Origin of the sequence: Nonomuraea sp. NPDC026600 (genome assembly GCF_040638335.1) — a bacterium.
In the GTDB taxonomy this organism is placed as follows: domain Bacteria; phylum Actinomycetota; class Actinomycetes; order Streptosporangiales; family Streptosporangiaceae; genus Nonomuraea.
On sequence record NZ_JBEZYD010000073.1, the window covers coordinates 1 to 21,356 of the forward strand.

22 protein-coding genes are annotated in these 21,356 nt (G+C 71.1%); 15 read left to right on the forward strand and 7 right to left on the reverse strand.

Going from position 1 to position 21,356, the window contains the following annotated elements:
- Positions 1 to 995 (forward strand): hypothetical protein (locus tag AB0F17_RS64765; protein ID WP_358047095.1); only part of this gene is annotated, 995 nt, incomplete at its 5' end.
- 231 nt (positions 996 to 1,226) lie between these two features.
- Here the strand turns inward: AB0F17_RS64765 and AB0F17_RS64770 are convergent.
- Positions 1,227 to 1,619 (reverse strand): hypothetical protein, encoded by a 393-nt coding sequence (locus tag AB0F17_RS64770; RefSeq protein ID WP_358047098.1) that lies wholly within the window; start codon positions 1,617 to 1,619, stop codon positions 1,227 to 1,229.
- 81 nt (positions 1,620 to 1,700) lie between these two features.
- On the opposite strand from AB0F17_RS64770, the gene AB0F17_RS64775 reads away from it, so the two are divergent.
- From AB0F17_RS64775 to AB0F17_RS64790, 4 genes are all read left to right on the forward strand, one after another.
- The gene (locus AB0F17_RS64775; protein WP_358047100.1) at positions 1,701 to 1,952 is read left to right on the forward strand and encodes a hypothetical protein; all 252 of its coding nucleotides are present in this window, start codon (positions 1,701 to 1,703) and stop codon (positions 1,950 to 1,952) included.
- Positions 1,953 to 2,172: 220 nt separating this feature from the next.
- Complete coding sequence (locus AB0F17_RS64780; protein WP_358047103.1) at positions 2,173 to 3,396, forward strand: AAA family ATPase; 1,224 nt, start codon at positions 2,173 to 2,175, stop codon at positions 3,394 to 3,396.
- The gene (locus AB0F17_RS64785) at positions 3,393 to 5,108 is read left to right on the forward strand and encodes a VWA domain-containing protein (RefSeq protein WP_358047106.1); all 1,716 of its coding nucleotides are present in this window, start codon (positions 3,393 to 3,395) and stop codon (positions 5,106 to 5,108) included. Before AB0F17_RS64780 ends, AB0F17_RS64785 begins: the two co-directional genes overlap by 4 nt.
- A 69-nt stretch (positions 5,109 to 5,177) precedes the next feature.
- A complete protein-coding gene (locus AB0F17_RS64790) occupies positions 5,178 to 6,224 on the forward strand; it encodes a DUF6744 family protein (protein WP_358047109.1) in 1,047 nt (348 codons plus the stop codon).
- Between the two features lie 204 nt (positions 6,225 to 6,428).
- On the opposite strand, the gene AB0F17_RS64795 is transcribed toward AB0F17_RS64790, so the two are convergent.
- From AB0F17_RS64795 to AB0F17_RS64820, 6 genes are all read right to left on the reverse strand, one after another.
- Positions 6,429 to 6,716: a hypothetical protein gene (locus AB0F17_RS64795; protein WP_358047112.1), complete on the reverse strand. Its 288-nt coding sequence runs from the start codon at positions 6,714 to 6,716 to the stop codon at positions 6,429 to 6,431.
- Positions 6,713 to 7,543, reverse strand: a complete 831-nt coding sequence (locus AB0F17_RS64800) for a ParA family protein (RefSeq protein WP_358047115.1) — start codon at positions 7,541 to 7,543, stop codon at positions 6,713 to 6,715. Before AB0F17_RS64800 ends, AB0F17_RS64795 begins: the two co-directional genes overlap by 4 nt.
- Before the next feature lie 366 nt (positions 7,544 to 7,909).
- Positions 7,910 to 9,292, reverse strand: a complete 1,383-nt coding sequence (locus tag AB0F17_RS64805; RefSeq protein ID WP_358047118.1) for a DnaB-like helicase C-terminal domain-containing protein — start codon at positions 9,290 to 9,292, stop codon at positions 7,910 to 7,912.
- Entirely contained in the window at positions 9,289 to 9,591 is a 303-nt protein-coding gene (locus tag AB0F17_RS64810) for a hypothetical protein (RefSeq protein ID WP_358047121.1), read from the reverse strand. The genes AB0F17_RS64805 and AB0F17_RS64810 overlap by 4 nt, the downstream gene beginning before the upstream one ends.
- A 1,096-nt stretch (positions 9,592 to 10,687) precedes the next feature.
- Positions 10,688 to 11,422 (reverse strand): integrase, encoded by a 735-nt coding sequence (locus AB0F17_RS64815; protein WP_358047124.1) that lies wholly within the window; start codon positions 11,420 to 11,422, stop codon positions 10,688 to 10,690.
- 79 nt (positions 11,423 to 11,501) lie between these two features.
- A complete protein-coding gene (locus AB0F17_RS64820) occupies positions 11,502 to 12,347 on the reverse strand; it encodes a hypothetical protein (RefSeq protein ID WP_358047127.1) in 846 nt (281 codons plus the stop codon).
- 528 nt (positions 12,348 to 12,875) lie between these two features.
- On the opposite strand from AB0F17_RS64820, the gene AB0F17_RS64825 reads away from it, so the two are divergent.
- From AB0F17_RS64825 to AB0F17_RS64870, 10 genes are all read left to right on the forward strand, one after another.
- Positions 12,876 to 13,460: a sigma-70 family RNA polymerase sigma factor gene (locus AB0F17_RS64825; RefSeq protein ID WP_358047130.1), complete on the forward strand. Its 585-nt coding sequence runs from the start codon at positions 12,876 to 12,878 to the stop codon at positions 13,458 to 13,460.
- Complete coding sequence (locus tag AB0F17_RS64830; protein ID WP_358047133.1) at positions 13,460 to 14,590, forward strand: hypothetical protein; 1,131 nt, start codon at positions 13,460 to 13,462, stop codon at positions 14,588 to 14,590. The genes AB0F17_RS64825 and AB0F17_RS64830 overlap by 1 nt, the downstream gene beginning before the upstream one ends.
- Complete coding sequence (locus AB0F17_RS64835; protein WP_358047136.1) at positions 14,587 to 14,844, forward strand: hypothetical protein; 258 nt, start codon at positions 14,587 to 14,589, stop codon at positions 14,842 to 14,844. Before AB0F17_RS64830 ends, AB0F17_RS64835 begins: the two co-directional genes overlap by 4 nt.
- Positions 14,845 to 15,264 carry an ATP-binding protein gene (locus AB0F17_RS64840; protein WP_358047143.1) on the forward strand — a complete coding sequence of 140 codons (420 nt, stop codon included), beginning with the start codon at positions 14,845 to 14,847 and terminating at the stop codon, positions 15,262 to 15,264. It abuts the gene before it with no gap.
- Positions 15,261 to 15,848, forward strand: a complete 588-nt coding sequence (locus AB0F17_RS64845; RefSeq protein WP_358047146.1) for a hypothetical protein — start codon at positions 15,261 to 15,263, stop codon at positions 15,846 to 15,848. Before AB0F17_RS64840 ends, AB0F17_RS64845 begins: the two co-directional genes overlap by 4 nt.
- A gap of 84 nt (positions 15,849 to 15,932) precedes the next feature.
- Positions 15,933 to 16,157 carry a hypothetical protein gene (locus tag AB0F17_RS64850; protein WP_358047149.1) on the forward strand — a complete coding sequence of 75 codons (225 nt, stop codon included), beginning with the start codon at positions 15,933 to 15,935 and terminating at the stop codon, positions 16,155 to 16,157.
- 147 nt (positions 16,158 to 16,304) lie between these two features.
- Positions 16,305 to 18,386: a hypothetical protein gene (locus AB0F17_RS64855; RefSeq protein ID WP_358047152.1), complete on the forward strand. Its 2,082-nt coding sequence runs from the start codon at positions 16,305 to 16,307 to the stop codon at positions 18,384 to 18,386.
- Positions 18,387 to 18,395: 9 nt separating this feature from the next.
- Positions 18,396 to 18,821 (forward strand): hypothetical protein, encoded by a 426-nt coding sequence (locus AB0F17_RS64860; protein WP_358047155.1) that lies wholly within the window; start codon positions 18,396 to 18,398, stop codon positions 18,819 to 18,821.
- A 24-nt stretch (positions 18,822 to 18,845) separates the two neighbouring features.
- A complete protein-coding gene (locus AB0F17_RS64865) occupies positions 18,846 to 19,787 on the forward strand; it encodes a hypothetical protein (RefSeq protein WP_358047158.1) in 942 nt (313 codons plus the stop codon).
- Positions 19,784 to 21,349: a hypothetical protein gene (locus AB0F17_RS64870; protein WP_358047161.1), complete on the forward strand. Its 1,566-nt coding sequence runs from the start codon at positions 19,784 to 19,786 to the stop codon at positions 21,347 to 21,349. The genes AB0F17_RS64865 and AB0F17_RS64870 overlap by 4 nt, the downstream gene beginning before the upstream one ends.
- The last annotated feature ends 7 nt before the right edge of the window (positions 21,350 to 21,356 follow it).

The window sequence follows — 21,356 nt, forward strand, 5'->3', positions numbered from 1 at the left end:
AGGCGACGCCGGCGCCCGTCGACGAGCGCCAGGCCCTCACCGAGGCGGCCGGCGAAGGCCTCGCCGAGCAGGGCGCGTCAGCCGTACCAGCAGCCTCCGAGCCGCCCCGGCCGGTCGATCAGAAGGCCCCAGCCGCGCCAGCGTCGACGTCGGAGCTGTATCTGGCCCGGCTTGATGGCGAGAACGCCCTCCTCCTGGTCGACGGGGCACGGGTGGGATGGCTGCACGCCATACCCGATGGCTGGCAGGTCCACGACGCCGGCGGGCGGCTCGTCACCACGCTGCCCGCCGACGACACGCACGGACGCCTCGTGGTGGTCGGGCTGAACGTCGCCCGGCTCGCGGCGGCCGCGCTGGGCGTCCCCGGCGCCGAGCACGCCGCGGTGACGATCGGCCCGCTCAGCGACGACCGCGGGAGAGCCCTGGACACCTCGCCGGCGACGCTGGTGTCCTGGAGCCTGCTCAAGGGCCGCGTCCCCGGCCGCGTCGACGTGATCATGCACGGCCGCTGCGTCGGCTGGCTGCAGCGCGACGATCGCGGCCGTGACGTCGCCTGCACGCTGGACGGCCCCGTGCCCGGATCGGCCAGCACCAACCGGGTGCAGGCCGTGACCGCGCTGCTGGCCGCGCTGGTTGCCCCCGCGCCCCTGCCCGAGCTCGGGCCCGAGGCCCGCAAACCCCGTAGGCCGCGCGCTCGCTCGCCGCGGGAGCGGCCGATCAGCGTCTTCACCCCGGCGCAGCTGGCCGCCGCCGCGCTGGCCGACAACCTGCCGCGCCTGCCCGATGGCTCCTACCGGGTGCACATCCACGACGGCTACGACGACACCGAGCTGGGCCGCGTCTACCGCTCCGGCCGCCGCTGGCAGGCCCTGAACCCGGACGGGCGCGTCGTCGTGCACCGCGCCGAGTCCCGTACCGAGGCCGTCGACCAGCTGCTCGCCACTCCCGGCCCGCTGTTCGGCGACCCCGCCGACACCGTCCTTCACGACCTATGACCCGTACGTCAGTCAGTCCCCACTGATTCACGTACAAGATCGCAACGCTGACGCGCCCAGGACCACGAGAGCCCCCCGGCCCCCCTTTCCTCTTCGAGGGGGCCGGGGGGCTCTCTTCGTGCTTGCCTCCCCTGGGAGGGCGCGAGGGTTTCTGGACTTTTTAGACCGGCCTACGCGCACGCGCGCGTAGGCCGGTGCGCCCGTCCGAGAGATCCGAAGGCGACGCGTCAGTCAGTAGCTCGCATCGTCGACGAGCACGGCGGCCAGCAGTTGGCCGTACAGCAGCAGGACGCGCTGCCGTTCGCGCGCCGGGCCCGCCCCGGCGGGCGTCCAGGCCTCCGCGTAGGCGGCCACCGTCTGCGTCAGGTCGGCCAGCGGGCCCGCCGCCGTGTCGACCAGGGTGCGCAGCGGAGGCGCGAGCGGGCTCGGGACCGTCGCCGGGTCCGCTACCTCACCGGGCCGGCGCCGCTCCCACAGTTGGCCGACCGTCTCGCCAAGCGCCTCATGCAGCCGCGCGGCCAGCGCGCGGTCCGCATCGGTCGGCCGCCAGGTCCCGCCGGTGTAGGCACGTTCGGCGCGGCTCAGGGCCCGCAGCGCCGCGTCGGCGGCCTCCTGCTCTGTCATGCCCCGACTGTCTCATCCTCCCAGGTGGCGGGATACAAGGGAGAATTGAGCCCAATGGGGCACGGGTCCGTACAAGGTGGCATGACACACAGTGACGAGCGTGCAGGGCACGCCACTCCCCGCGCAGGGGAGACGCACAACCACGTGAACGGGGCCGACAGCTCCGTCATCCAGAGGGGCAACCTCCCCGACCTCGGTACGGACGTCGACGTCGACGTGGTGGCCGAAGCTGTCCCGCCCCACGCGTCGACCGTCCGCAACACCGTCACGGGTCACGTCAGCGGGTCCGTGGTGCAGGCCGGGAACGTCTACGGCGGGCTGACGATCACCTGATCACCGTTCTGTCCGGCGCGCTCTCGGTGGGCCCGCAGCCCGCGCTGCAGGCGAGCGCGCCCCCCGGTGGTCGACGAAAACCCGGCGCGGGCTCGGGCGGCGGCCGCTCCGGGTGAGAGGTGTCAATCAGCCAACGAGAAGGTGTTGAAAACGCGCGTTTTCAACGACAGAATTGGTTGGTGGTTCCCCATCGAGAAGCCCTTCGGAGAGAGGCCGGCATATGACGCAGGACTCGACGCGGCAGGATTCGGCGGCGCTCCGCGCTGATCTGAACGCCGTGATCGGCGAGGTCGCCGCGATCTATCACGAGCGAGACACCGAAGCCCGGATGATCACTGTGGGCGTCCTCGCCCAGCAGCACACGTTGCTGCTGGGCCCGCCGGGCACGGGCAAGTCGGCGATCGTCCGCGAGCTGACCGGCCGCATCGAATCCGGCCGGTACTGGGAGATTCTGCTGAGCAAGTTCACCGCGCCGACCGCGATCTTCGGCCCGATCGATGTCGGCGCGCTGGCTCAGGGCACCTACCGGCAGATCCTGGATGGTCACGCCACCACCGCCCACGTGGCGTTCCTGGATGAGATCTTCAAGTGCAGCGCGGCGGCGCTGAACTCCATGCTGGCCTACCTCAACGAGCGGATCTATCACCCCGAGTCCGGTGGCGCCCCGATCTCCTGTCCGCTGGTCAGCGCCGTGTGCGCCTCGAACGAGCTGGGCGAGGACGAGGCCACCGCCGCGCTGTACGACCGGCTGCTGATCCGCATGGAGGTGGACTACCTCGCCGAAGCCGACAGCTTCGACCGGCTGCTGATGTCGGCTGTTACCGGCGGCGGGCAGGCCCCGACGCGCACGACGGTCGAGCTGACCGGCCTGCTTCAGGTCGCCGCCCACGAGATCCCCGCCGTCGACCTGCCCGCCCCGGTGCGCGAGGCGATCCGTGATGTGCGGTCCGACCTGAGGCAGCGCGAGATCACCTCATCGGACCGGCGGTGGAAGCAGGCCGTGCGCGTGCTGCAGGCTGCCGCGTGGCTGGAGGGCCGGGCCGCGGTCGCGGTGGATGACCTGGCGGTCCTGACGCACGTGCTGTGGGACGTGCCCAGCAACAAGTCCACCGTGTCCCGGGTGATCCGCGGCTACCTGTCCCCCGACGACCGTGACCTGGCGAACCTGGAAGACCAGGTGGACCGCATCGCCGCCGAGCTCGACAAGCTCATCGCCGATGGCGATGAGGACGAGCTGCGGACCTGGGCGGTGAATCGCAACGTCGAGCTGGCCCAGGTCGCCAAGCGCATCAGCGCGATCCGCGACGTGGCCTCGCGCGGCGGCCGCGCTTTGGCCCCGTACCAGCAGGCCGCCGACCGCGCCCAGCAGGTCTACACGCGGCTGCTGAGCGAGGCGCTGGGCGTTGCCCCGGACAAGATTCCCGCGCTGGGACGTCGGCGATGACCGGCCCGACAAAGGGGACCGGCCCGGGGATGAGCCTGGGCCGGCTTCGCGAATCTGCGGCGCCGTGGCTGAACCGCCCCGCCGGCCCGCCCCCCGCAGGCCGGCGGGTAGTCGACAGCACCGATCGCGCCGACCTGGCCGCCCTGGACCAGATCATGGCCGACTGCACCGCCCTGGCCACGCTGGAAGACACCCTGGCCGACCAGTACGGGGCGGCCGGCCTGGTCGAAGACCTGTGGCTGGCCGCCTACAGCCGTGACCCCCAGCTTGCCGATGCCCACCAAGTCGCCCCCGGCCAGAGCGCCGGCCGGGCCATCGCGGCCGCGATGCTGGGCACCCCGGAACACCAGGAACTGCGCCGCGCGACCGTGGGCGACCCGTACGCGGCCGCCATGTCCGTACTCGCCCAGGGACGGGCGCTGCGGCAGATGCTGGGCAGCCTGGACGCCCAAGGGCGGCCGCGTGTCGCGCACCAGGCGCACCAGGCCGCCGACCGCGCCGCCGACGCCGTGCAGCAGGCGTACGCCGCGGCGGCCGGGGCGGTCGAAGACACCCGCGAAGACGACCCCGCCGTCCTCGCGGGCGGTGCCGGTGGTGCCGACGGCGCGGGCGTCGGCGACCTGGGCGACGCCGACGTGCCGCATCCGCTGGTGGCGGCCGTCCAACGCGCCATCGCCGACGCGCAGGCGGCCGACGCCGCTGCCGCCGGTGCGGACGCCGCGGTGGCCGACCAGCAGGAAAGCGGCGACATGGCTGTGGCGATGGTGCGGGCCGCCGCGCGTAAGGCCGTCGCCGAAGCCGAGGCCGAGCTGTCCAGCGAAGCCGCCGCAATGAACGCGTGGGGCGTCGGCGAGGGCGAGCGGCAGCGGCTGGGCGCGGATGAGCGGATGGCTCTGGCCCGCCGGCTCCGCGGCGGCAAACTCGCGCGGTTCGCCGAGCTGATCGGCCGGTTCCGGCAGATGAGCACCGCGCAACGCTCCCGCCGCGTCGAGCACGCCCGCAGCGAATATATCGGCGTGACGCTCGGCGATGACCTCGGTTCGCTGGTGCCCGGCGAGCTGGTGGGCCTCGCGCTGCCCGCCCTGCGGGCGCAGTTCGCCGTCCGCTACGCCGAGCGGCAGCTCATGGTCTACGAGCAACGCGGCGACGACCACGAGGCCCAGGGCGCGATCATCGCCTGTATCGACTGCTCGTACTCGATGTACTACCCCGATGAGCACGGCATCACCGGTGAGGCCTACGCCAAGGCGATGGCCCTGGCCCTGCTGGACCAGGCCCGCGACGCCACACCGCCCCGCGATTTCGCGGCGATCTTGTTCTCCGACACGGCCGAACCCGCCATCCGCTTTCCCGCCGACAAACCCGTGAGCTTGGAGGACAAGATCACGATGGCCGAGCTGTTCCCCGGCGGCGGAACCGCCTTCCAGCCGCCGCTGGACGCGGCCGTGAAGCTCCTGGACGCCGAATACAACACCGCCGGCAAGCAAAAAGCCGACATCGTGTTCATCACCGACGGCGCCGCCGAGATGGACGATGCCTGGCTGGCCACATGGCGCCAGGCCAAAAAACGGCTCGCCTTCCGATGCTTCGGCATCTCGATCGGCGAGTGGGCTGAACCGGAACGCGCACTCGAGGAGATCTGCGACGACGTCCGCCGGATCGAAGACCTGACCGACACCCACGCCACCGCCGACCTGTTCCGCGCCATATGACCCCGGCCAGCACCGACGCCAGCACGGCACAGACCAAAAAACGCGCGTTTTCGACCCTTGGAGGCATGAGTGACCACGGCTGAAACCCCGGATCTGATCACCCGTGACACCGCTTTCGACAGCTACCTGCGCGGCCTGGGCGGCGAGGACGGCGAGGGTCTGCTCGGCCATCTGGTGATCTACACCATCGCGGACGTCGACCCGATCGGGCAGGCCGAACTGCGGGACTGGTTCGATGAACTGGAGCTCAGCCCGTCGTACCTGCCGGGCCCGCCTCGCCAGATGGATGCCTTCGAGAAGGCCACCAGCGCGGCGAAAGCCAGCTACCCGATGGGCGGCACCCGAAGACGCGACCACGGCAAGCACGGTCAGAGCGTCACCCTGATGATGCGGGGCGTGGTCCGAGACGAGACCCGCATCATCCGGCACCTGGTACGTGAACTGGCCGACCACGACAACGAGGAACTGTCCTATGAGGTCTGCCTCGCCGAGGCACAGTTCCTGCGCTCAGCCGATCCGGCCTTGCCGGACGGGGCGGGGGACATGACCCTCACCCCTGACGAGGCCGAGATCGGCCGGCTGCCCGCCGACGAACGCGACATCATCACCGGCTTGCTCAGCCAGATCGAGACCGACTTTGAGAGCCGGTCCCGCTACATCGGCGCGGACCGGCTGCGGAAAATGCTCCGCGACTACATCGAGATCGAGCTGAACGCGGTCCGCGTCCACGCTGGGGTGTATTTCGTCCACCGCCGGCACGCCCCGAAGCTGGCCGCCCTGCGCACCCTGGCCGCCCGGTTCTCCGGCGAACTGACACGCATCCCGCTCCCCGACGCCGACGAGATGCGCACCATGGTCGATGGAGCATTCGAGGCCAAGGCCCAGGCCGATCTGGAATCGCTGGCCCGCGACATCGCCCGCGCCCAATCCGACCCCAAGGCCTACCAGGTGAGAAAACTTCACCAGCGGTACCTGGCCGTGCAGAACGCCGCCCAGGACTACCAGACCACGCTGGAGACCCACCTGTCGGCGACCGAGGCCACCTTGAGCCTCGTCCAAGCGCAGATGGCCAGCCTCCTGATCGCCGCGGGAACCGCCGACCAAGAGACCCTCTGAGCGAGCCCTGGAACAACACCCCGACCGCTGTTGATCTTGTCACCAGTTGGTGACAGCCACTGCGCCCGCCCCCCACTCGCGCCCGCACCGCGGAGCGAAAGAGGGGGCGGGCGCAGTGTTTCTCGTTTGCCGCACCATCCCGGACAAGCGTGACATTGGACGGTCAGCGTGCCAGCGTGCTGGCGTGCTGGCACGTTCACGTTGCTACTGCCGGTCGAGCCACTCCCCCACGGCGGTGGCCACGGCCTCGCGCAGCTCGATCTCCTCGCCCGCGCAGTGCGCCTTGAGCCGGCGGCGAAGATCGCGCGGGAGGTAGGTGGAGAAGTTCACCCAGTTGCCCCCGTCGGAGGGCTCGGCGTGCTGGCGTGCTGGCGTGCTGGCAGGCTCCGGCGGCGGGTCGGTCGCGCCAGTCGTGATCTGCTCTACCTGCGGGGTCAGCCGCATGGGCGAGGTGGCGCCCGGCCGGGCTCGCGGAGTCTTGGCGGCGGTCATGCGGGGTCCGACACGGGCTGTCCCAGCTCGGCGAGTAGCCGCTTGGCCAGCTCCTGGAAGATGAACGCCATCTCGGTGGCGTTGGAGCGGCCCAGGGCCCGCAGCGGGATCGCTGCGTCGCCGGCGTCCTTCACAGGGGCACGCTCGGGGACGTTCGGCGACCACAGCCGGTCTCCGAACAGCTCCGGCAGCCCGTCGAGCTGGTAGGCGTGAGCGCCGACATTGCTGCGGACCCGCGACACGACGTAGCCGATCAGCGACAAGCCTGGGTTACCCACGTCACCGGCCCGCTGGGCGATGAAGTCGCGGAAGCGAACGGCGCCCTCCACGCTGTCGTACTCGGGCTCGACCGTGCAGACCGCGACGTGGCCGGCGGCCAGGGCGAGCTGGGTCAGGTGACCGAGACTGGGCGGGCAGTCCAGCAGCACAAGGTCGTAGTCGTCGTCCACGCCCTCCAGTGCCTTGCGCAGACGCCAGACAGCGCCGACGACGCCCGCCTCGGAGATCCGGTTCTCCAGGTCGAACCGGGACGGAATCAGGTCGATGCGCTCGCCGATCTCCTGTTCCCACTGGCAGGGGGAGATGGCGTCGGCGGCGACCCCACGGGCGTCGGCCTTGATCGCCTCGGAGATGGTGGGGACGGGCTCGGCCGGGTCCCAGCGGAACCCCAGCCGGCGGGAGGCGTTGGCCTGGGGGTCGAGGTCGACGACCAGGACGCGACGGCCGAGAGCCGCGACGGCGGCGGCGGTGTTCACTGTGTAGGCGGTCTTTCCTGCCCCGCCCTTGTGGTTGCCGATCACCACACGGCGAGGTTTCTGTGCACTCATGAGACGCAGGATGCCAGAGGCACGCCAGCACGCCAGCACATCAGCATGCCAACACGCCAGCGTATTGGCGTGTTGGCGTGTCGTTCCAGGTCACCCCGACGCCGGGGGCCCGGTAACCGGCGGTTACCAGTGGAACTTGCGACGGGAAGCGTTGAAAACGCGCGTTTTCCACAGCCTTTGCGGTCGGAAATGTTCGTTCCCGGCTCGGGCTAGGCGCGGTTGTGCGGTCTTTGGAGCTGATCCACCACGCCAGAACCCCGCCTGGAAGGCGCTGAGAGCCCCCACAGGGCCTCAAACGCCCCGCCCGGCCAAGATCCCCCACCAATTTGCCGATCAGGGGCTCTCAGCGCCTTCCAGGGATCTTCTCTAGTCGACGCTCTCGCAGAAGCGGGCGAAGTCGTTCACCGACGCGAAGTGCCCCCGAAACGTTGCCGCGACCGTCCCCGTGGCTCCGTTGCGGTTCTTGGCCACGATGAGGTCGATCTCGCCGGGCCGGTCCATCTCGTCGTAGACGGAGGGCCGGTGCAGCAGGATCACCACGTTCGCGTCGTTCTCCAGCCCGCCGGACTCGCGTAGATCCGCCATCATCGGCGTGTGATCCGCCCGCTGCTCCGGCCCGCGGTTGAGCTGGGCCAAGACCACGATCGGGATGGCGAACCGCTTGGCGAGCAGCTTCAGATCACGGCTCATCTTCTGCACCTCGGCCTGCCGGTTCTCCGGACGCTGCGGCCCCAAGCTGGACAGCAGCTGCAGGTAGTCGACGACGACCAGCTCGAAGGGCGTGCCCTTGCGCCGCATCGCGGTCAAGCGCCGCTCCAGATGCGCGACGGTGAACGCGCCGGACGGGTCCAGGACGGTCAGCCGGGGCCCGGCCTCGGCCGCGATCTCGTACCCGGCGGCCAGCCGGTCCCAGTCCTGGGCGCTCAGCACGTTGCGCTGTTCGGTCATGGTGACCGTCTTCGACAGCTCGATACGGGCGGTGGCCGAGGTGAGCCGGGCGGAGACTTCCTGGTGGTTCATCTCCAACGTGACCAGCAGCGTGTTGACGCCCTCGATCGCGGCGTGACGGCAGATCTCGCCCGCCACCAGGCTCTTGCCCATGGCGGGCCGGGCGCCGACGATCACCAGGTTGCCCGCGCGCAGCCCGCCGTTCAGCAGCTTGGCCAGGTCCCGGTACGGCAGCGGCACCACCGCCACCGCGGTCGGGTTCTCCGCCGCGTCCATGTCCCGCCGATACAGCTCGTCCCAGGTGACCTCGTCCGGGTCGTCTCCGACCGGCGCGGCCGCCCCGTCCAGCAGGGCCAGGGCGCGCTCGCGGACCGCGTCGATCTCCTCCAGGCTGGCCCCGGCCGACAGGTCCGCCAGCCGGATACCGGCAGCGTTGACCTTGCGGATGTAGGCGTAGTTCGACACCTCGCCCAGGTGCTGGCCGAAGGCGTCAGCGGTGGTCACGGCCCGCGCCGCCTCCGTCAGCAAGGGCAGATAGCGCAAAACCACCAGGTCGCCCAATCTTTGGGCGCCTTGCGAGATCACCAGGAAGGACGGCTCGCGGCCGCCGGCCTCCGCATCCACGATCAGGCCGTAGATCACCTGATGGACCGCCCGCACGAAGTCGGCGGCCGCGACGCGCTCGATCAACGTGGTGGCGAAGGAGGGGTTGGCCAAGACCGCGCCGAGCACGGCCGCCTCTGTCTCGATCTCCACTACGCCCGGCGCCTCCCCCGGCAGGGCGCTGACGTCGAGGCTCATCGGAGGCTCTCCTGAGCCTTGGCGATCGCGGTCGGATGACACACCGGGCACGGGCGAGGGCCTTCATCGCCGTACAGATTGCGGTCCAGCGGCACGTAGGAGTCATGCCGGGCATCGCCACAACGCGGCGGCAACGCCGGACGAGCCTTCTGCGCCGGGCGCGGCGCCGGCAGTTCCTTCAGCCGCGAGGCCCACACGCCGTACAACGACCGGACCCCGCCCAGATCAGCCACCAGCTCCTGGCGCAACGCCTCCGAGGACCAACCCGCGCTCCAGGCCGCGTCCACCAAAACGGTCAAGCTCTTGAGCTGGCTCGCGGTAGGGCCACCCTCACGCCATGGCAACGACAACACCAGCTCCTCCGCCGCCGCACGCCGACCGCCGTGCGGCGCATCAGCGCCAGTGGGCTGGGGTTGGGGTTGGAGGTTGAGAAAGTCCCCCTCCTCCTCCCGAGTTTGAGCCTGTGACTCAGGAGACGCGAGCGCATCAGTGGGGGGGAGGGGGGAGGAGGTTATATCGGAGGGTTCAATCGGAGGGTTGGGGGACTGTGAGTCCCCCCGCGAGGGGACTGTGAGTCCCCCCGCGAGGGGACTGTGAGTCCCCCCGCTCTCGTTTGAGCGAGGGGACTGTGAGTCCCCCCGCTCTCGTTTCTTGCGCCGCTCCGGCCGAGGCTTCCCCTTGTCCGATCGGGCCGCCTTCGGCGGGGCCTCAGGCAGCGCAGGGCGGTTCTCCTGGGTGATCGGAACGCGGCCCCGTTCCTGCCGCTGGGCATTGATCTCTTCGAGTTGGATCGGGCTCCAAAACTCAGCGGGGATCATGACTTCCCACACGACCGGCTTCTTGTCCTTGGGCAGCTTCTTCCACCCCTCGGGTTTGGGGCCGGTCTGGCGACGGAGGATGCCTCGTTTCTCCATCGCGCGGCACTTGCTACCCGCTGTCTTTGGGTCGATCCTGGCGATCCTGGCGAGGGTGGGGTAGGAGCGGTAGCAGTTGGATCCATCGAAGTCGCCCTTGAGGACCAGGGCGCTGAGGATGGCGCGTTCTTCGGCGTCGCGAACGGGAGCGTGTTCAGCTGCCCACAAGATCGGATAGAGGCTCATCGGGCACCACCCTGGGGGCGGAAGCGCGCGGCGGCATGGTGCCCACTTGCTACGATCGTCACGGGTTGCTGGGCCTTTCTTACTTTCGTGAGAGGCCTGGTAGAAGGCATTCCCGTTGGTAGCGGGGCGCCTGGTGCAGGCCTTTCTTTCCTTGGCGGGTGGGGAGGCTTTGAAGGGGGCGGATCTCGGGCGAGGTCCGCCTCTTTCGTTCGCTGCCACCTCCGGGTTAGCGAAGATGGCTGTCTAGCATTTGCTGGCGTTAGTGGCTTTGCCCCGACGCGGTTGAGGACCCCCACTACATCTCGACCACCGCTACGGTCGCGTCGTCCGACTTCTTGAACCGGGGCCACTTCAGCCCTTCAGGGTCGCAGTCCTCGATCCGGCGGACGTGCCGGATCAGGCCGCGCGGACCGTGCTCCTGGAGATAGTCCAGGCACGTGGTCCAGTCCATCTCGCCGAACGTGTCGACGGCCCGGGAGGCTCCGTCGGTGAAGATCGCGACCCGCCGCACATCGGCGATGGGAACCTTCTCGGTGAAGGCGTTGTCGGCGGCTTCCCTATCCGCCGCCGCCACCCAGTAGCCGCCGGGGACGTTCCTCTTCTTCAACTGCTCAACCGACATTCGGGCGACGGCCGCTTGGTGCTTGGGCGTGCCGATGGCCTCTTTGCGGGTGCGGGCCAGCGCCTCGGGTGCAGCGTTTTCCACGCGCGTGTCGCAGGTGACCTTAAGGCCGTTGAGGGTGTCTACGACGATCGCGGTGTCTGCGAGGACAAGCCACTCCAGGTTGTCGCCCGCCTTGCGGAGCATCGCGACAGCCGCTGCCGGGATTCCGGGACTGGTCAGGTCGCAGGTGTCCCGGTGAAGGCTGGCCACCTGGTCGATGGCGTCGCCGAGCACCTTGTCCATGTCTTCGTCCTCGGCGAGCAGCATCAAGAGCCGCCCGCCAAGGTTCTGCGTGAACCACGAGACCGAGTGATGACAGCCGGGCGCGACCACGCGGGGCGCAGTAACCCCGTCGAGGACGATCACGGCGGTCGGGGTCGCGGCGACCCAGTCTTCGTTCGGTCGCTCCGTCGAACCGCCCAGAGTCTCGAAGGCGATGTTCACGTCACCCCTCGTGCCGGTAGACCGGCGTGACACGCTTGCTGGAGATGATCTCGTGGCTGTCCTGGTCGTACTGGCACGAGATGAGCATGGAAAACCGCCGCATCCGAACCTCGCGGTAGAGGGTCTGCAGCTCGGTGCGCAGGTAGTGGACGACCCCCGCCGCCCCAGCCGCGTGGATCCCGGCGATGTACAAGAAATGGCCCTTGCCGTCGGGCCGGGGAAGGCGCCCGAAATAGGCGATGTCCCCGGGCTCGTCGGAGTCCTCAGGCGAGCGGTAGACAGTGCCCGCCTCGCGGTCAACCAGATGCCAACCGTCGTCGTCCTTGTCGAACCTCAGCTTGTCGTCGGACTCCAAGACCTGAGCGATAAGCGAGGAGTGGCGCGGCCCACAGATGAGGACCAGGCCGTCACGGTTCAGTCGTACGTTGCCGGGCGGCCGAATCACCTCGTAGGTCGACTTCAGGCCAAGGTCCTCAACCAGGCAACGAAGCTGGTCGTACGCCTGCATGTCGTCGATGGAAACCACCGGGCCCGGCTTCGCCTTCTCGCGCTCCAACTTCTGAGCCACGGCCGCGACTACCGGTGTGGTGGTGGCTCCGAAGAAGGCGCGCTCGGGCGCGGGCCCAGTCTTCACCAGCTGGCTCATGCGCGCGGTTGTGATGCCAAGCTCGCGGGCAATGTCGGCCTGCTTGACGCCGCTACGAATTAGCTCCTCCAGCGCCTCTCGGCGGATCCGGGAGAACTCCGCCTCGACCGCCTTCACGGCGGTCTGTGCGTCGGTGGCGGCCTTGGACCTCTCTAGAGGGTCGCTGATCTCGCGGACGCTCTTGATCTCACTCTCGAACATGCGTCATCACCTCTCTCTCCTGTCACTTAAGGGCTCTACGGGGCTTCCGTTTGAGCCAAGTTAACCGCCACTTAGGAACTTGGCAAGTGGTGCTTGACGCGCTGCGAGGCCGTCGCCTAGTGTCCCTTACGTCGCCAGTTAACCACCGGTTAGCTCGGCGACAAAGGAGGCCGGGCTGTCCGGCGGGGAAAGTCGCAAGATGGCCAACCCGCCCGGAAAGCCTTACGGCTACGAACTTTGAGAACTCAACAGTGGAACCAAGAACTTTGGGGCGGGACCGTGACGACACCGGCTCGCGGGCGTGTCCATGCCGCTCGACCGACCCCGAGAACGATCACCCCGCACACCCGTGGGGCTGAGACAGCGCCGTCCGTCAACCGGGCGGGGCGAACCCCTTTCAACGAGGCCCTCGGGCCTCCCCCGAAACGCTCAAAGGCGCGCCCCTGCCAGGGGGCGCGCCTCTTGAACTGCAGGCCCCGCCCGACCAGGGACGGAACCCATTCCTCTCGTGTCATGAAAGGAACTCCTATGGTGCCACGCGCCCCGGCCATGCCTGGCCGGCACCCCGCGCAGTCGCTCTGCGCTCCTGTTCTCTGCGCTGAGGCTTCGGCCCGGCTGGAGCGGCTCTACCGCCTGTACGCCGATCGCGTGCTGGCCGTGGCCGTCCGCCGCACTGGTAACCGGGACGTCGCTCAGGACGTCGCCGGCGACGTCTGGCTCCGCGCGGGGATCTCGCTGGCGCGTGGTCTCCTGCACGGCGGCGACGAGTCGGCGTGGCCATGGCTGGCCGCCATCACCCGCCGCGCGGCCATCGACCACTTCCGGCCCGCCCGGTCGCACGAGCGCCCGACCGACTGGGACGACCCGGTTCACGGCCGCGCGCTGCCCACTGCTCCCCCGGCCGAAGACGCCGCGCTGGTGACGGTGGGCGTCCTGGAACTCAGGCGCGCGATCGCCCGGCTGACGCCCGCTCAGCAGGCCGCGCTCACGCTTCGCGCTGAGGGTCTGACCTGGCGCGCCGCTGGCTCCCGGATGGGGCGCAACCCCACGACCGTCTGGCAGGGAGCCCAGCGTGGCGCTCGTGCCCTGGCCGCCGCAGGGGTGAGCGCCTGATGAGCGTCGACCGACTGCTGACCAACATCGACGAGGTGCTGTCGTACGACATGCCGACCCCTGTGGCGCTGCCCGCCCCGGTCGCCGTGATGGACGACGACGACCGGCAGCGCGAGCTCGTGGCCGCCCAGGCCGACGTCGACCCGGTCGAGGACACCGACAAGACCGAGGCCGTCGAACACGAACGCGCTGAGGGCGAGTTCGTCGAGGGCGAGCTTGTCCCCCTGGAGGGCGGGGAGACCCGGCAGGTGCGGCGGGAGCGCCGCAAGCTCGCCGAGTCCCACCAGCTGGCAGTCCTTCAGGCTGACCAGACGCCGCTGCTGGTCGACAGCAAGCAGGTGCGTAAGCGCCGCCTGGCCGCGATCGAGGCGGCCCGGTTGCACGCGCTGGAGCAGGAGCCGGCGATGCTGGCCTACACCGCGGCCAGGGCTCGCCGCCGGGTGAACACGGCGCTGACCGTGGCGCTCGTGCTGGCGCTCGGCTGGTCGACCGCCGGGGTGCAGGCGTTCGCGTCCGACGGCGCCGAGCCGTGGTCGGCGGGCTGGATTTTCGCGTGGTTCGTCGAGCCGTTCATGTCGATCGTGCTGCTGGCGTTCGTCGGCGCCAAGGCGTTCTTCGCCACCCGGGGCCAGCCCGCCGACGACGACGTGCTCAAGCGGATCGAGTACCTGATGCTGGCGCTGACCCTGGGCATGAACGCCTGGCCGTACCTGCCCTGGAGCCTGTCCGAGGGTGAGTCGTTCAGCTTCTCGGTGCTGGTGCTGCACCTGGTCGGCCCGATCGTCGCCTACATCGTGGTGACCGGCTGGCCGCGGCTGCTGGACCGCTTTGCCACTCTCGATCACGGGCTCGGCGACAGCGCCCGCGACGAAGATCGAGTAACCCCCCTTACTGCCGTGTCGTACAGCGCAAACGCCGCCTCGACGCAAGATCAGCGCAAGCCCTTCGGCGGGGGGCGCAACGGCCTGCCTGAGACCGCGCACCGGCAGCGCGTGCACCGTCTGATCGCCGCTGGGCATCTGCCCGCCCGGCCGTCCGCCCGGGCGATCCAGAAGGCGCTGAACTGCGCCACCGACACCGCGTCCCGGCTGCGTGACGAGCTCGCGGCAACGTCTGGAGGTGCGACGTGAGCATCACAACTACCGTTCCCCAGGTTCAGGGGCTGTCCCGGAACGAGCTGGTGCTGCTGGCGGCCGCCTACAGCGAGCTGCTGGCCGCCGCGCGGGCGAGCGTGGCGTCCGCCAAGCTCGGTGAGGCCGACCCGGTCGGCTACATCCGCGATTACCTGGCCGAGCACTACCAGCTCCCGCCCCTGGGGGCGCGGCCGTCGCGGCTGCTGGCACAGGCCACCGTCCCGTCGACGCACCGGGCGGGGGTGGCCTGAATGGCGGCCATCACGATCCCCAAGGCCTTCCACCAGGCGTTCCCCGGCCAGGCCGACCAGATCGGCGCCGCCCGGCGCTGGGTCTTGGAGCACCTGCCGCTGCCGGACGACGACCCGCGCGCCCACGACATCGCGCTCGTGGCGTCCGAGCTGGCCACCAACGCGGTCATGCACTCGGCGTCCGGGTGTCCGGCCGGCCGGTTCGCCCTTCAGATCGAGGTTGAGGGCGACTCGACCGACCAGGCCGGGGCGCTGGGTCTGACGTGCATCGACATGGGGCCCGCCCTGGTGTCGATGCCGCGTGGCGAGGGCGAGGGCGGGCGCGGCCTGGCCCTCGTGCAAGAGCTGGCCGACGCCTACGACGTCGTCCTGACCCCCACCTGCCGGACCGTGTGGTGCCGCCTGGAGTGGCACCGATGACCGGCCCGTCGGCGCCGTCTCGCCGCCCCGCGGTGGCGGCGCCGGCGGGCGACAGCAAACCGCACCCGCACCACGGCCCGCGCGCCGTGACCATCGGAAAGGAACCGCAGTTGAACACCGACCCGAACAACCGCTGGCGGGGGGAGATGCTGGTCACGCCGGAGAACATGGACGCGCTCTCCGGCCAGATTCGCGCTCTCATCGCGGACCTCTCCGAGTTCATCGGCCCCATCCGCATGGACGCGGAAGCGATGTGGCGGGCCAACCCGCCCGAGGAGTACGGCCGCATCGAGGCGGCGGTACGGCACCACAAGCTCGTCTCAAAGTTCGCCAAGCTTCAGGAGCACCTGGAGGAGGCGCGCAAGCTCACGTTCGAGGTGGCCGCCCAGTACCGCAAGCAGCGCCACGACGTGCCCGCCCGCAAGGCCGAAGCCGCCGAGATCAAGCGGGAGGCCGCGCTGAACCGTGGACCCGCTGCCCCCCGCCACCTGAGCGGGGGGCAGCCCTACCCGAGGCCCCGCCCGGCGTCCCGTCCTGGTGACGACGACGGCGGCAGCTTCATGGACCGGGTCCAGTCCGCGTGACCACGACCCTGGTCCCCGCCGCCGCCCCGGCCGGGGGCGGCGGCCCTCCGGCTCCCCGATCACCAGCCCCGCAGAGGAGGCGCAGTGGACACCAGGCCCATGACGAGCGCGGAACGACGCGCACACAACCAGATCAAGCACGCCCAGCAGCGCCAGGCGCGGGCGGGCCAGAACCCCCGGGAGATCGCCGTCCTGTGGTGGGACGAGGCCCGGAAGATCGCCCGGAACCGCGCCGAAAACGGCGACGAGACGGCCTGGGCGCACCTGGCGCGGACACTCGAAAACTTCTGCACCGGCTACAGCGAGTGACCGCGCCCATGTTCATCTTCATGTTCATCCCGGCCGCGATCGCGGACTCGCCTCGCGTAATGCGAGCGCGCGAGCGCCTGCGCGCACGAGCGCGCGAGGCTACGCCGTCCGGTCACCGTCCGTCAACGCCTGAGAGGAGCCGAACGCATGGCTGACGACAGCAAGGTGGTCCCCCTGCGGCCCCGTTCGGCCGAACCCGTGCCGCCCCCGCCGCTGCCCACGATGCCGGCCTCGCCCCGGCTGTCCGCCCCCGTCGCCACGGCGACGGCTCCGGCCGACCTCGCGCCGGTCCTGCCGCGCCGTGAGATGCCCAGCGTCCCGGTGGCCCTCCTGACGCCGCCGCCCCCGCGACCGGGCGGTGGCCCTGGCGGTCCTGGCGGCGACGACGGCCAGGAGAACGATGAGTTCGCTCCGCTGGAGGCGGCCGACCCGGACAACCCCACCGCCCGGGAGACCCTGCAGCTGTGCATGACCCTGGTGACCGCGCTGGGCGTGGCCGCCGCCAAGGGCATGTGGCACCGGGCCCGGCACCGCCAGGCGCTCGCTGACGAGGCCCGCGCCAACGCCGACAAGTCCAAGGCCAAGGCGGCGGCCAACGGTGGCCACCACGGCAGCAACCACGGCGGCCACGGGGGCGGCCGTGGCGGTTCCCGTGGCGGCGGCATCCTGACCGGCTCGCGGCACGAGGGCAGCAGTTCCCGCAAGCGCGGCGGTTCCCACGGCGGGGGTGGGCACGGGGGCGGCTTGGGGCACACCGGCCCGGGCGGGCGCAAGAAGCGCAAGAAGGGCCCCGGGGACTCCCACGACGACGGGCACGGCGGCTCCCACAAGCGCCGCAAGGGCCCCAAGGCCGACCGCGGCGGCCGGACGTCGACCGACGGGGGCCCGGCCGGGTCCAAGCGCAAGGGCAAGCGCGGCAAGGTCAAGGGTGGGCTCGGCGACGGCCCGTGCATCCAGACGCGCGAGCCCCGCAAGCCCAAGGGCGACGCCGACATCAAGGGCGGCAAGGACCGCAAGGCCAAGGCCAAGGGCGGCGCGGACGCGACCACGCCGAGTGCCCCCAAGCCCCGCCCGGTGACGTGGAAGGCCCCGCACAAGAGCAAGCCCGGCTCTGGTGGGGACGAGGCCCTGCCGCCCGGCCGTAAGCGCTGGACTCGCACCGCGCCAGCGACCCCCACGCCGGGTGACAAGAGCGGCAAGGAGGCCAAGCGCCGCCGCAAGGGCGGCAAGCGCCGGGCCTGGCGGGTGTGGATGACCTGGGAGAGCGCCGCGCTGAAGCGCTGGCGGGCCGGCCGTAGGGCGGCCGACTCGACGGTGGCCGGGGACGGGCACCGCGACGGCCGCAAGGCGTGGACTCGCCGCACGTCGTGGGCCCGCCGCAGATTCTGGGACCGGCGGCGGCGGCCCGGCGCTCGCCGGTCGACGCCGTCCGGGTTCGCTGGCTTCCAATGGGGGTCTCCGCCGCCCGGGTCGGACCGGTCGACGCCCCCGCCCCCGCCGCGCGGCACGGAGTGGATGCGGCCCCCGCCCGGGTCCGACGGCTCCACCCGGATCACCGTCGAGCGTGTCGACGCCCAGCCCCGGCGGCAGCGCCCGCAGAGCGCACCCGCCCCGGTGGCAGGCGCCCCGGCCGCCGGACGGCCCGCGCTGGCCCCGGCGGCCGCCGCCAGCTCGGCGAGCACGAACACCATGACGACCACGACCGAACCGCCGGCGAGCAACGACAACCCGACCGTCCAGGCCACAGCAGGCCGGGCCACTGGAGGAGGCCAGATGAACGGACCCGCGATCCCGGCTGGGGCGGTGCCCGCACCGCGCCCGTCCACCGTGGCGGCCCACGGCACGCAGTACGACGACGACGCCGAGCTGACCATCCGCGACGTGATCGAGGCCGCAGAGGACGCCGCGGAGGAGATCACCGAAGGGGTGGACGCGGCCCGCGCCACCGCGATCGGCGCCGAACGCATGGCGGGCCGGCTGGAGTCCCTGCACGCCGAGATCGTCGACCTGAAGGTGCCCGGCTGGTTGGAGGCCATCTGGGGGCGGCTGGTCGACAAGGCGTTGCACGTCAAGGCGTGCGCGGAGGGGCTGGCCGACGCGCTGCCCGCCGCGTCTGAGGCGATCTCCGTCGCGGCTGCCAACGCCGCCGACCGGGACCTGGGCGTGGCCGACACGACCCGCGATTACGGGCACATCCGGCCCGCCGAGCGCGAATACCACGACGAGTAGGAGACCGCGATGAACGAGGTGGCCACGACCGGTGAGGCGATGGAGGAGGGCGGCAGCCTCATGCCCCGCCTCGTCCGCTACGGCATTCTCCTGGTCCAGCTCGGCTACGCCGCGGTGCGGCTGAGCGGTCTGAGTGAGCGCATCCGCGCCACCTACGCCTACGTCGAGGGATGCGCCGCGAGCGTCCTGCAGACCGCTGACCAGATGGCGGGCCTGGAGGTCGACGACGACACCGTGGGCGAGTTCCGCGACGCCGCCGCGGTGATGGTCGGCGCGCTGGACGACGCCGCGGCGATGGCGGAGGCGACCGAGGAGATGTCGGTGCTGTTCACCGAGGCCCGCGACGGCCATGAGAGCGACTACGGCGGTGTGGTCGAGGCCATCCGCACCAAGTCCGGCCGGATGGCCAGGTCCGAGTTCTACAGCAACCGCTGACCAGCGCGAGAGGAGACCCGCCCCATGGCCACGACCAAGACGACCAGCCGGTCCGCGAAGGTGCCCGACCTGCCGCCGTTGGAGGTCGAGCTGCCGCGCTGGCCCGCCCTGGACCCGTGGCGCCGCCGCCTGGCGGCCGTCCAGAGCGCGACCGGGCGGGTGGCCACCCTCGCCGGGGCGTGCGCCGCCGCGTCCGGCCTGTTCACCGGCACCCTGACCGGGGCGGGCCTGCTGGCCGACGCCGTGCTCACCCTGTCCGGCCTGGCCACGCTGCGGCTGTGGAAGCCCGAGGGGCAGCAGCGGGCGGTCGCCACGGCGCTCTACCTGACGCCCGGCGCCAGCCTGGCCGCCCTGCTGACCGGCGAACACCTGATGCAGCACCTGACGCCCGGCATCAACCCGGTGGCCACGACCGTCGAGGCCACCGCGCTGATGGCCTGGACGGTCGGGGTGTGGGTGGCGCGCCCGGCCCAGGTCGGCCGCCGCCTGCTCACCCCGCCGGCCCCGGCCGCCGAGCTGGTCCCGGCCGGGCCGCCCGTCAGCGACCATCCGGCCGCCCGGTGGTGGGCCGCCAAGGCCGCCGTCAAGGGCGGCGTCGCCCCGGGCACCCTCCTGGACACCATCGAGTCCACCGGCCAGAAGTCCATGCGGGCCATCATCCGGGCCGCCACCCCGGGCGAGCCGGTCCCCGACATCGCCATCCGCCGCCTGAGCGCGCTCATGGACATCCCCGAAGACGAGATCGACATCGACCCGGTGCCCGGCCGTGGCGCCGGCGTGCGCCTGCTGAAGGTCGGCAACCCCGAAGAGACCGACGACCTGGCCACCCGATGGGCCAAGCACGTCGCCCCCAAGGCCATGCCCGGCACGGTGCTCACCGGCATCCAGGTCGGCACTCCGGGCGGCGAGGTCCGCACCATCCCGGTCACCAGCACCACCAAGAGCATCACCACGGAGGACGCGTGAAGACCACCGCGATGGCCCGGCCCGGCGCGGCGGACGAGCTGACCGTGTTCACGGTCGAGCACCCCGAGGGCGCGGCGATCTCCTACGACATCGCGGCGCTGTGCAAGAAGCTCGGCATCGACGACCCGGGCCGCCTGGTCGTGGAGACGCAGGGCTATCTCGGGATGGTCATGGTCTACCCGCGCAACCCGCTCGCCGAGGTGCGGGCCGTGACCCGCGAGGACCTGATCATGGACCGGCAAGGCCGGTACACGGCCGGGTTCTACCACAACGGCCAGCCCGTCCGTAAAAGGTTGTTCGACCCGGTGACCGGCTCGGCGCAGCGGTTCGTGCTGTTCGGCACGACCGGCGCCGGCAAGTCCAAGACGCTGCAACTCCAGCTGATCGCCGAAAAGTTGAACGGGTTCTGCACCTGGCTGGCCGACCTCAAGGAAGGCGCGAGCGTTCCGGAGGCCGAGGGCAACGTCGACTGGCGGGTCACCACGCCGGAGGGCGCCATCCTCATGCTGCTGGCGGCGGTCAAGGTCACCCTGGCCCGCATGCGCCGCTACAGCGCCCTGGGCCGCAACGCGTTCGTGCTCGGCGAGGACCCGCTGCTGCACGTGTGGATCGACGAGGCCAACAGGTTGCTCGAGCGCGGCGCCCCCTACCGGGCCCTGGCCACCTACCTGATCAAGGAGCTGTCGCGGACCGGCCGGTCCGTGGGCGTGGGCGTCGGCATCGCCGCCCAGGCGTCCCACCTGGAGGACCTGGGGGGCAGCGACACGATGCGGGCGATGATGAAGACCGGCGAGGTGACCCTGCTGCGCTGGACGTCGTCCATGATGAGCCAGCTGGTCGGCGACGGCGTCCTGCCGGGCGGCACGAAGCTCGCGCCCATCCTGCCGACGCTGGCCCCGACCGTGCTGCGCAGCCCGTTCGACATCGCCGGCGACGACGCCGACGCCCCGGGCACCCAGGGCATGGCCTACTACGTGAACGGGCAGCGCCCGACCGCCCTCATGCGCCACCTGAGGGTGGGCTCCATCGCGCCGCTGACCGGCAAGGATCCGGAGATCCTGGCCCTGTACGGCGATGAGGAGCCCCGCCACCTGGAGGACGCCTCCGTGCGGGCCCTCAGCAGTCAGCCCCGCAGCCTGGGGGACGCCGTCGCGCGGGCCCTCGACGACAACATCGAACGCAACGCGTACACGCTGCGCGACGACGGCCCCGCCTTCGACGCCCTGTGCGCCCAGTTCGCCGCCGAAGCGCGCAAGAGCGCGGCCAAGGGCGGGCGCCACCCGGCCCCGGCCGTCCCCGACGAGCACGCCGGCGACGACTACGACGACGGCGAGGACGACGACGTCCCCCCGCCGCCCGCGTCCCTTGAGGACCGCATCCTGGCCGTCCTGGCCGACGCCAAGGCCCCGATGACCGCCCCCGACATCTGGGAGGCCGTCAACGCCGACGGCGGCCGCCAGATCAAGGCGCTCAACTCCGTACGCAACGCCCTCAAGCGGCTCTCGGCGGAGGACGGCCCGGTCGCCAAGCACGAGCGGGGCCAGTACGCGCTCGCCACCTGAGTACCTG